This window comes from Mesorhizobium sp. (genome assembly GCF_017306585.1).
Taxonomy (GTDB): domain Bacteria; phylum Pseudomonadota; class Alphaproteobacteria; order Rhizobiales; family Rhizobiaceae; genus Mesorhizobium.
Window position 1 is genome coordinate 1 of the sequence record NZ_JAFKIC010000049.1, and the last position, 7,511, is coordinate 7,511.

The 7,511-nt window shown below is 64.7% G+C and carries 9 protein-coding genes; all 9 read right to left on the reverse strand.

The genetic code is table 11. The features are described 5' to 3' along the window. A partial coding sequence (locus tag J0I79_RS01845; protein ID WP_292854943.1) for an ATP-binding cassette domain-containing protein occupies nt 1-171 on the reverse strand: 171 nt, incomplete at its 3' end. After that, nucleotides 168-1,331 (reverse strand): ABC transporter permease, encoded by a 1,164-nt coding sequence (locus J0I79_RS01850; protein ID WP_292854929.1) that lies wholly within the window; start codon nt 1,329-1,331, stop codon nt 168-170. The genes J0I79_RS01845 and J0I79_RS01850, both read right to left, overlap by 4 nt. A 208-nt stretch (nt 1,332-1,539) precedes the next feature. Continuing rightward, a complete protein-coding gene (locus J0I79_RS01855; protein ID WP_292854930.1) occupies nt 1,540-2,451 on the reverse strand; it encodes an ABC transporter substrate-binding protein in 912 nt (303 codons plus the stop codon). A gap of 177 nt (nt 2,452-2,628) precedes the next feature. Next, entirely contained in the window at nt 2,629-3,846 is a 1,218-nt protein-coding gene (locus J0I79_RS01860; protein ID WP_292854932.1) for an MFS transporter, read from the reverse strand. Next, nucleotides 3,843-4,337, reverse strand: coding sequence for a transcription antitermination factor NusB (gene nusB / locus J0I79_RS01865; protein WP_292854934.1), 495 nt, complete (start codon nt 4,335-4,337; stop codon nt 3,843-3,845). Before nusB ends, J0I79_RS01860 begins: the two co-directional genes overlap by 4 nt. Continuing rightward, nucleotides 4,334-4,828: a 6,7-dimethyl-8-ribityllumazine synthase gene (gene ribH, locus J0I79_RS01870; protein ID WP_292854935.1), complete on the reverse strand. Its 495-nt coding sequence runs from the start codon at nt 4,826-4,828 to the stop codon at nt 4,334-4,336. The genes nusB and ribH overlap by 4 nt, the downstream gene beginning before the upstream one ends. A 110-nt stretch (nt 4,829-4,938) precedes the next feature. Beyond that, the gene (locus J0I79_RS01875; protein ID WP_292854937.1) at nt 4,939-5,556 is read right to left on the reverse strand and encodes a riboflavin synthase; all 618 of its coding nucleotides are present in this window, start codon (nt 5,554-5,556) and stop codon (nt 4,939-4,941) included. A gap of 12 nt (nt 5,557-5,568) precedes the next feature. Continuing rightward, on the reverse strand, nt 5,569-6,699 hold the full coding sequence (gene ribD, locus J0I79_RS01880) for a bifunctional diaminohydroxyphosphoribosylaminopyrimidine deaminase/5-amino-6-(5-phosphoribosylamino)uracil reductase RibD (protein WP_292854939.1): 1,131 nt from the start codon (nt 6,697-6,699) through the stop codon (nt 5,569-5,571). A gap of 2 nt (nt 6,700-6,701) precedes the next feature. Further along, nucleotides 6,702-7,178 carry a transcriptional regulator NrdR gene (nrdR, locus tag J0I79_RS01885; RefSeq protein ID WP_292854941.1) on the reverse strand — a complete coding sequence of 159 codons (477 nt, stop codon included), beginning with the start codon at nt 7,176-7,178 and terminating at the stop codon, nt 6,702-6,704. Nucleotides 7,179-7,511: the final 333 nt, after the last annotated feature.

A 7,511-nucleotide genomic window follows, 5' to 3' on the forward strand; every position in this document is an offset into this window, starting at 1 on the left:
GATGCCCGCGGTCGGCTCGACCAGCCGGTTGATCATGCGCAGAAGTGTCGTCTTGCCGGACCCCGACGTGCCGACAATAACGGCAATCGTGCGCGGTTCGATGACCATCGACACATTGTCGACCACCGTGGTCGCATCGTAGCGCTTGGTGATGCCTTCGATCTCGATCATGCCGTTTCAACCCTGCGCTTGGTGGCGGTCAACTCGATCACCGCGTCGAGGATGATGGCCGCCGCGAAAGCCAGTGCGACCGTCGGCAGCGCGCCAAGCAGCACCAGATCCATGGCCGTCTGGCCGACACCCTGGAAGACGAAGACGCCAAAGCCGCCACCGCCGATGAGCGCGGCGATCGTCGCCAGGCCAATGTTCTGCACGAGAACGATGCGGATGCCGGTGAGGATGACCGGAAAGGCCAGCGGAAACTCGATACCGAACAGCCGCTGGCGGTCGGTCATGCCCATGCCGCGCGCCGCATCATTGGCCGCGCGCGGCACGCCGGCAAGACCAACCACCGTATTGGCCACGACAGGCAGCAGGGAATAGAGGAACAGGGCGACGAAAGCCGGCGCGGTACCGATGCCCCTGATGCCGAGCGCGGCGGCTCCCGGCACATGGATGGCGACCCAGCCGAGCGGCGCGATCAGCAGACCGAACAGCGCGATCGAGGGAATGGTCTGGATGATGTTCAGGACGTTGAGCACGCCGGCCCGCAGGCTTTCCACGCGATGGCAAAGGATGCCGAGTGGCAGGCCAACGATGACGGCGGCAAGCAGGGAGCCAAGCGCCAGCGTCACGTGTTTGGAGGCTTCGGCCCAGAAACTGTCGGCGCGGTTGGTGTATTCCTTGAGGATGGAGAGATCGTTCCAGCTTCCCGACATGAGCAGCAGGCCGATGGCAACGGCTGCTGCCGCCAGTACGCCGATCCGGGCCCATGGTGACAGGTTCAGGCGTGTCAGAACGTCCGCCAGCAAAAGCGTGAAGGCGAAGATGAGTATCCAGAAGCCGGAGGCCGGCGACACTCTGGCGAAGGTATTGCCGGCCGGCGTGAGGAATGTGCCGGCGGCGCCGATCAGGAGCGCCAGCGCCACGAGAGCCACCACGCTGGCGGCCAGGCGCAGAGCAAGCGGCGTCCTGAACAATGCGACGAGCGCTGCCGCGACAAGGATGGCGAGCAGCAACGGCCCGGTCGTTGCCGGCAGCGCTTCGAGAATGGATCGCGCCTGGCCGGGAACGATGCGGTTGGCGCGGAACGTGGCAAAGGGAGCGAGGAACACGGCGTAGGCCGCTATCGCTGCAATGACCACGCCGAGCTTGTCGAAACGGATGGTCATGATGCGCGTGTGCGCGAGGCGCCCCCCTCTGTCCTGCCGGACATCTCCCCCTCAAGGGGGGAGATCGGATGTCGCGACGGCTTTCGCCAATTACGCGGGCTGGAAAAAGACGCCGCGCGCGCCAACCGCCAATCTCCCCCCTTGAGGGGGAGATGTCCGGCAGGACAGAGAGGGGCGCCTCGCACCGACGTCACTTATCGACGCGCAGCTACTTCAAAAATCCGTTCTTCTTCAAAAAGTCCTCGGCGACGGCTTTCACCGGCTCGCCGCCGACCTGAACGCGGCCGTTGAGCTCCTGCAACGTGACGAGGTCGAGTTTGGCGAAGACCGGCTTCAGCAGCGTTTCGATCTCGGGATGTTCCTTGAGCACGGATTCGCGGATGATCGGCGCCGGCTGGTAGACCGGCTGCACGCCCTTGTCGTCGTCGAGCACCACGAGGCCCGAAGGCGCGATGCCGCCATCCGTGCCGTAAACCATGGCGGCATTGGCGCCGCTGGTCTGGTTGGCGGCGGCGGCGATGGTCGCTGCCGTGTCGCCACCCGAAAGCGTGATCAGCTGCTCGGGCTTCAGCTTGAAGCCGTAGGTGGTCTGGAAAGCCGGAAGAGCGGCAGCCGAATTGACGAACTCGGCAGAGGCCGCCAGCACCACCTGGCCGCCGCCGGCGACATATTTGCCGAAGTCGGAAAGCGTGACGAGCTTGTTGGTTTCGGCGACTTCCTTACGCAGCGCGATCGCCCAGGTGTTGTTGGCCGGCGCCGGCGACAGCCAGACGATCTTGTTGGCGTCGTAGTCGAGCTTCTTGGCCGTCTCGTAGGCCTTAGCGGCATCCTTCCAGACGGGATCGTCGGCCTTCTCGAAGAAGAAGGCTGCGTTGCCGGTGTACTCCGGATAGATGTCGATCTCGCCTGCGGTGATCGCCTTGCGCACCACCGGCGTGCCACCAAGCTGGATACGGTCCGAGGTCTTGATGTTGTTGGCGTTGAGGACGAGCTGGATGATGTTGCCAAGCACGCCGCCCTCGGTGTCGATCTTCGAGGAGACAACCACCTGAGCGTTGGCCGATGCAACCGTGATGCCGAGCGCGAGCGCCGCGCCAGCCAGACCCTTGATTGAAAACATTGTGAGAATCCCTTGCTATGAACCGGAATGCGGCGGCCGCATATGAGCATGGCTTCAACGCCCCGTCGGGGTACACGGTTTCATAACAATAGGCACAGGCGCAATAATTTTGTTTGGAGAAAGCAAGTCCAGCCGAAGCAATCCTGACAGCATCTTGTCAGGCCGGCCGTTGCTGGATCAGGCTTCTGCTTTGCGCGAACCGGTCACCTTGAGCGCGCCGAGTGCGACGAAGCACAGCACGGTGACCGGAAAGATCATCCAGTTCAGCATTTCCCAGCCCCAGGCGTTGTAGACCACGCCCGACAGCAACGAGGCGCAAGCGACGGAACCGAACAGGACGAAGTCGTGAAAACCCTGCACCTTGCCTTTTTCCGATGGCCGATAGCTGGCCGCCACCATCGCGGTGGCGCCGATGAAGCCGAAATTCCAGCCAAGGCCGAGCAGGATCAGCGAGGTCCAGAACTGCCACAACGCCAGGCCCGACAAGGCGACGGCGCCGCAACCGATAAGCAACACGAGGCCGGTGGCCACGATGCGCTCCGCGCCGAAACGGTGGATCAGCGAGCCGGTGAAGAAACTGGGCCCGAACATGGCCATGACATGCCATGAAATGCCGAGCGTGGCATTGTCCTCCGACAGGCCGCAGCCGACCATGGCGAGCGGCGCGCCGGTCATGACGAAGCTCATCAGCGCATAGCTGCCGACAGCACAGAACAGCGCGGCGACGAAGCGCGGCCTGGTGACGATTTCCGACAGGGGTCTCGTGTCCCCATCGGCAACGTCAACCTTATTGGCAGCCTTTGCCGGCAGGCGCAGGAACGACAGGATGACGGCGCCGACCGCGGCCAGCGGCAGGATGGCGGCGAACGATCCGGCGAACATCACCGGCGCGAACAGTTCGCGGGTGAAGATGACGATCTGCGGCCCAAGGATGGCAGTGACGATGCCGCCGGCCAGCACGAAAGAGATGGCGCGCGCCTTGAATTCCGGCGGTGCATTGTCGGCGGCGGCGAAGCGAAACTGCTGGACGAAAGCGCCGCCGATACCGAGCACCAAGAGCGAGAGGGCAAATACCCAGAAACTGCCGTGGAACAACGCGAGCGTGGCGCTCAAACCACCAAGCGCGGTGACAACGGTTCCGGTCATGAAGCCGCCGCGCTGACCCAGCCGGCGGATGATAGCGGCGGCCGGTAGAGCCCCCAGCGCCACGCCGAGATTGTAACCGGTGATCGGAGCGGTGGCCAGCGACTTGTCCGCGCCAAGCAGGTATTGCCCGGCCAGCGCGCCCATGGAGATAGCAATGGGCGCCGCCGATCCGACGATCGCCTGCGAGACGGCAAGGATCAGCGCGGTCCGCTTCGCCTCTCTACCTGCCTCGATGGCGATAGCGGTCACGATGCGTCCTTGCCGCGCCCCTCGCCGCGCACGCGGCGCGACACGCGGTCGAGCACGGCATTGACCAGCTTGGGCTCGTCTTCCTCGTAGAAAGCCTTGGCGATGTCGACATATTCCGAGACGATCACGGCCACCGGAACGTCTTCGCGCTTCATCAACTCGTAGACGCCGGCGCGCAGGATGGCGCGCAGTGTCGAGTCGAGCCGCGACAGCGGCCAGTCGTCTGTCAGCGCCTGGCGGATGATCGGATCTATGGTCTTCTGATCCTCGACCACGCCGGTCAGGATGGCTCGGAACCATTGGGCGTCCGCCTCGCGGTAGAGCGCGCCGTCGACTTCCTTGCCGAGCCGGAACGCCTCGTATTCGGCCGTGATCTCGAAGACGCCGCTGCCCGCGACATCCATCTGGTAAAGCGCCTGCACGGCGGCCAGACGGGCTGCACCTCGCTTGTTGGCGTGGCGCACGGCACCGGTCGGGGCGGGATCGCTCACGATTGGGCTCCGAATTTCTCTTTGAGCGCGATCATGGTCAGCGCCGCGCGCGCGGCAAAGCCGCCCTTGTCGCCCTCCGAGCGCCTGGCCCGCGTCCACGCCTGCGCATCGTTCTCGGTGGTAAGGATGCCGTTGCCGATGCAGACGGAATCCTGCACCGAAAGGTCCATGAGCGCGCGGCTCGATTCATTGGCGACGATATCGAAATGGTAGGTGTCACCGCGGATGATGGTGCCGAGCGCGACGAAGCCATCGTAATGCGTGCCGCCTTCCGCCGCGCCGTCCAGCGCGAAGGTGATCACGGCGGGAATCTCGAGCGAGCCGGGAACCGTCACCACGTCATAGGTGGCGCCGGCTTCGTCCAGCGCGCCGGTCGCGCCATCGAGCAGCGCGTCGGCGAGGTCGTCATGAAAGCGCGCCTCGACAATAAGCAGATGCGCCTTCGCCTTCGGACGAATGAACGCTTTGCCGTGTTGGGATGTGCCTGCCATAAAAGTCTCCGGGGGGTTGCCGGTGACTTAGGCCGAAGCGCCGTTGACCGCAAGCGGAAGATTGGTGGAGGCGCTGGACGAACGTCTGCGGACAGCGCGACAGCAGGCTTTCAAAGCCCCTCCTTCGCCGCCTCCGCCAGGCGCGCGGCGTAGCGGGCCATGGTATCGATCTCGAGGTTGACGCGGTCGCCGGCCTTGCGCTCGCCCCAGGTGGTGACGGTCAGCGAGTGGTGGATCAGAAGCACGTCGAAGCGGGTCCCCTCCACCTTGTTGACTGTGAGCGAGGTGCCGTCGAGTGCGACAGAGCCTTTCGGCGCTATGAATTTCGCCAGATGGCGCGGCGCTTCCAGCGTGAAGCGCACGGCGTCGCCCTCGTCCTTGCGCTCGACGATCTCGGCGGTGCCGTCGACATGGCCCGAAACGATATGGCCGCCGAGTTCGTCGCCGATCTTGAGCGCCCGCTCCAGATTGATGCGCGTGCCTGATTTCCAGCCCGCGGCCGTGGTCAGCCGCAAGGCCTCCTCCCAGGCTTCGACCTCGAACCAGCGTGCGTTCGAACCGCTATCGGGCAAGGCCGTGACCGTCAGGCAGACGCCACCGCAAGAGATCGAGGCGCCGATGGCGATCGTTTCGGGATCATAGGCGGTGTCGATGCGCAGGCCGACACCTTCGCTCAGCGGCTTGACGGCGGCGACGGTGCCGATATCGGTGACAATTCCGGTGAACATCGATCGCTATCCCTAAAAATCCCTGATCCATTCGGCGTAACCGTCTTCGCCGAAACGCATCTCGCGCAGCTTGCGGAACCCCTCGGGGATATGGTCGGCATCGATCGGCGATGCAATGCCGCCCTCGCCGATCGCTTCCGGCCCCTGGAACAGCACGATGCGGTCGACCAGCCCATCGGCCAGGAAGGCGCTCGCCACCTTGGCGCCGCCTTCGACCAGCACGCTTGCCATGCCGAGCGCGGCAAGATCATCGAGAAGTTCCGGCAGCGCCACGCCGCCTTCGTGCGTTTCCGTGCCGATGAAGCGCACGCCAGTGCGATCAAGAACAGCCCGGCGCTGCGGGTCGGCCTCAAGACACGCGGCGAGATACAACGGCACGCGATCGACGCCCGAGACCAGTTTCGAACTCTCCGGCAGCCTGATCTGCCGGTCGAGCACGATGCGGGCCGGCGAACGGTTCTCCAGCCCCGGCAGACGCACGGTCAGGGCCGGATCATCCTCCAATGCCGTGCCGATGCCAACCAGGATGGCATCGGCCTCGGCCCGCATCAGATAAACTTCGCGGCGCGCGATATCGCCTGTTATCGCGACCTGGCCGGCGCCTTGCCTGCCGATCTTGCCGTCGCTGGAAAGCGCAAGCTTCAGAATCACTTCAGGCCGCTTCCTCAGCGAGCGAATGAGGTAGCCGGCCATCTGCTCGGCGGCTTCGGCCGCCAACACCTTTTCGACCACCTCGATGCCGGCGGCGCGCAGGATGGCGTAACCCTTGCCGGAGACGCGCGGGTCGGGGTCGCTTGCGGCACCCACCACCCGGGCAATGCCGGCATTGACCAGCGCATTGGCACAGGGGGGTGTGCGGCCGTGATGCGCGCAGGGTTCCAGCGTGACATAGGCGGTGGCGCCTCGGGCGAGTTCACCAGCCTCGGCAAGCGCCTCGGTCTCGGCGTGAGGCCGGCCGCCAACGGCGGTCACACCCGTGCCGACGATCATCGGGCCGTTGCCGTCGTCCCGCACGATCAGCGTGCCTACAGACGGGTTGGTGGAGGTCCTGCCCGCGTTCCTGCGCGACAACCGCAAGGCCGCGGCCATGAAACGGCGATCCAGGGCCGCTTGCTCGGCCTCGCTGCGCTGTGGTGCTGCCATGCTCAGCCGGCGTCCTCTTCGCTCTTGTCGTCGACCTTCAGTTCGCCCAGCAGTTCATGAAAGTCCTTGGCCTCGCGGAAATTGCGGTAGACGGAGGCGAAGCGGACATAGGCGACATCGTCGAGCGACTTCAGCGCCTCCATGACCAGCCGGCCGACTTCACCGGAGGCGATTTCCGTCTCGCCTGAACTTTCCAGTTGGCGCACGATGCCGGTCACAGCGCGGTCGATACGCTCGGGATCGACATTGCGCTTGCGCACCGCGATTTCCACCGAGCGCAGCAGCTTGTCGCGATCGAAGGGCACTTTGCGACCCGATTTCTTGACCACGACGAGGTCACGCAATTGCACGCGCTCGAAGGTGGTGAAGCGGCCGCCGCAATCGGGACAGACGCGCCGGCGGCGGATGGCCGCGCCGTCCTCGGCGGGACGTGAATCCTTCACCTGCGTATCTTCGGACTGGCAATAGGGACAACGCATGGAAAGCCTTGGGTTAGCGAATCTGGTGAAGCGAAAGGCTTAGAGCCTTTCCGGCGCGGATTGAAGCAATTCCGTCTTTGACGGCCTGCTGAGCCTCAGAGATAGCGAGGCGCGCGCAAAATTGCGAGTGCCGTGGTCCCGGCCCGAAAATCCGGCGGCATTGCCTCTATGCCGACGACAAGCGGCGCATTCACGGCCGTCGATGTTACGGCGCGACGTCCTTGGTCGGGAAGCCGCAGGACGTGCCGAGGTTGCGGTAGGCCTTGGTGAAGCCGTCCATCGGGATGCTGGCCACAGCCTGCTTGTCGAAAGCCACGTCCAGGGAGGTGACCT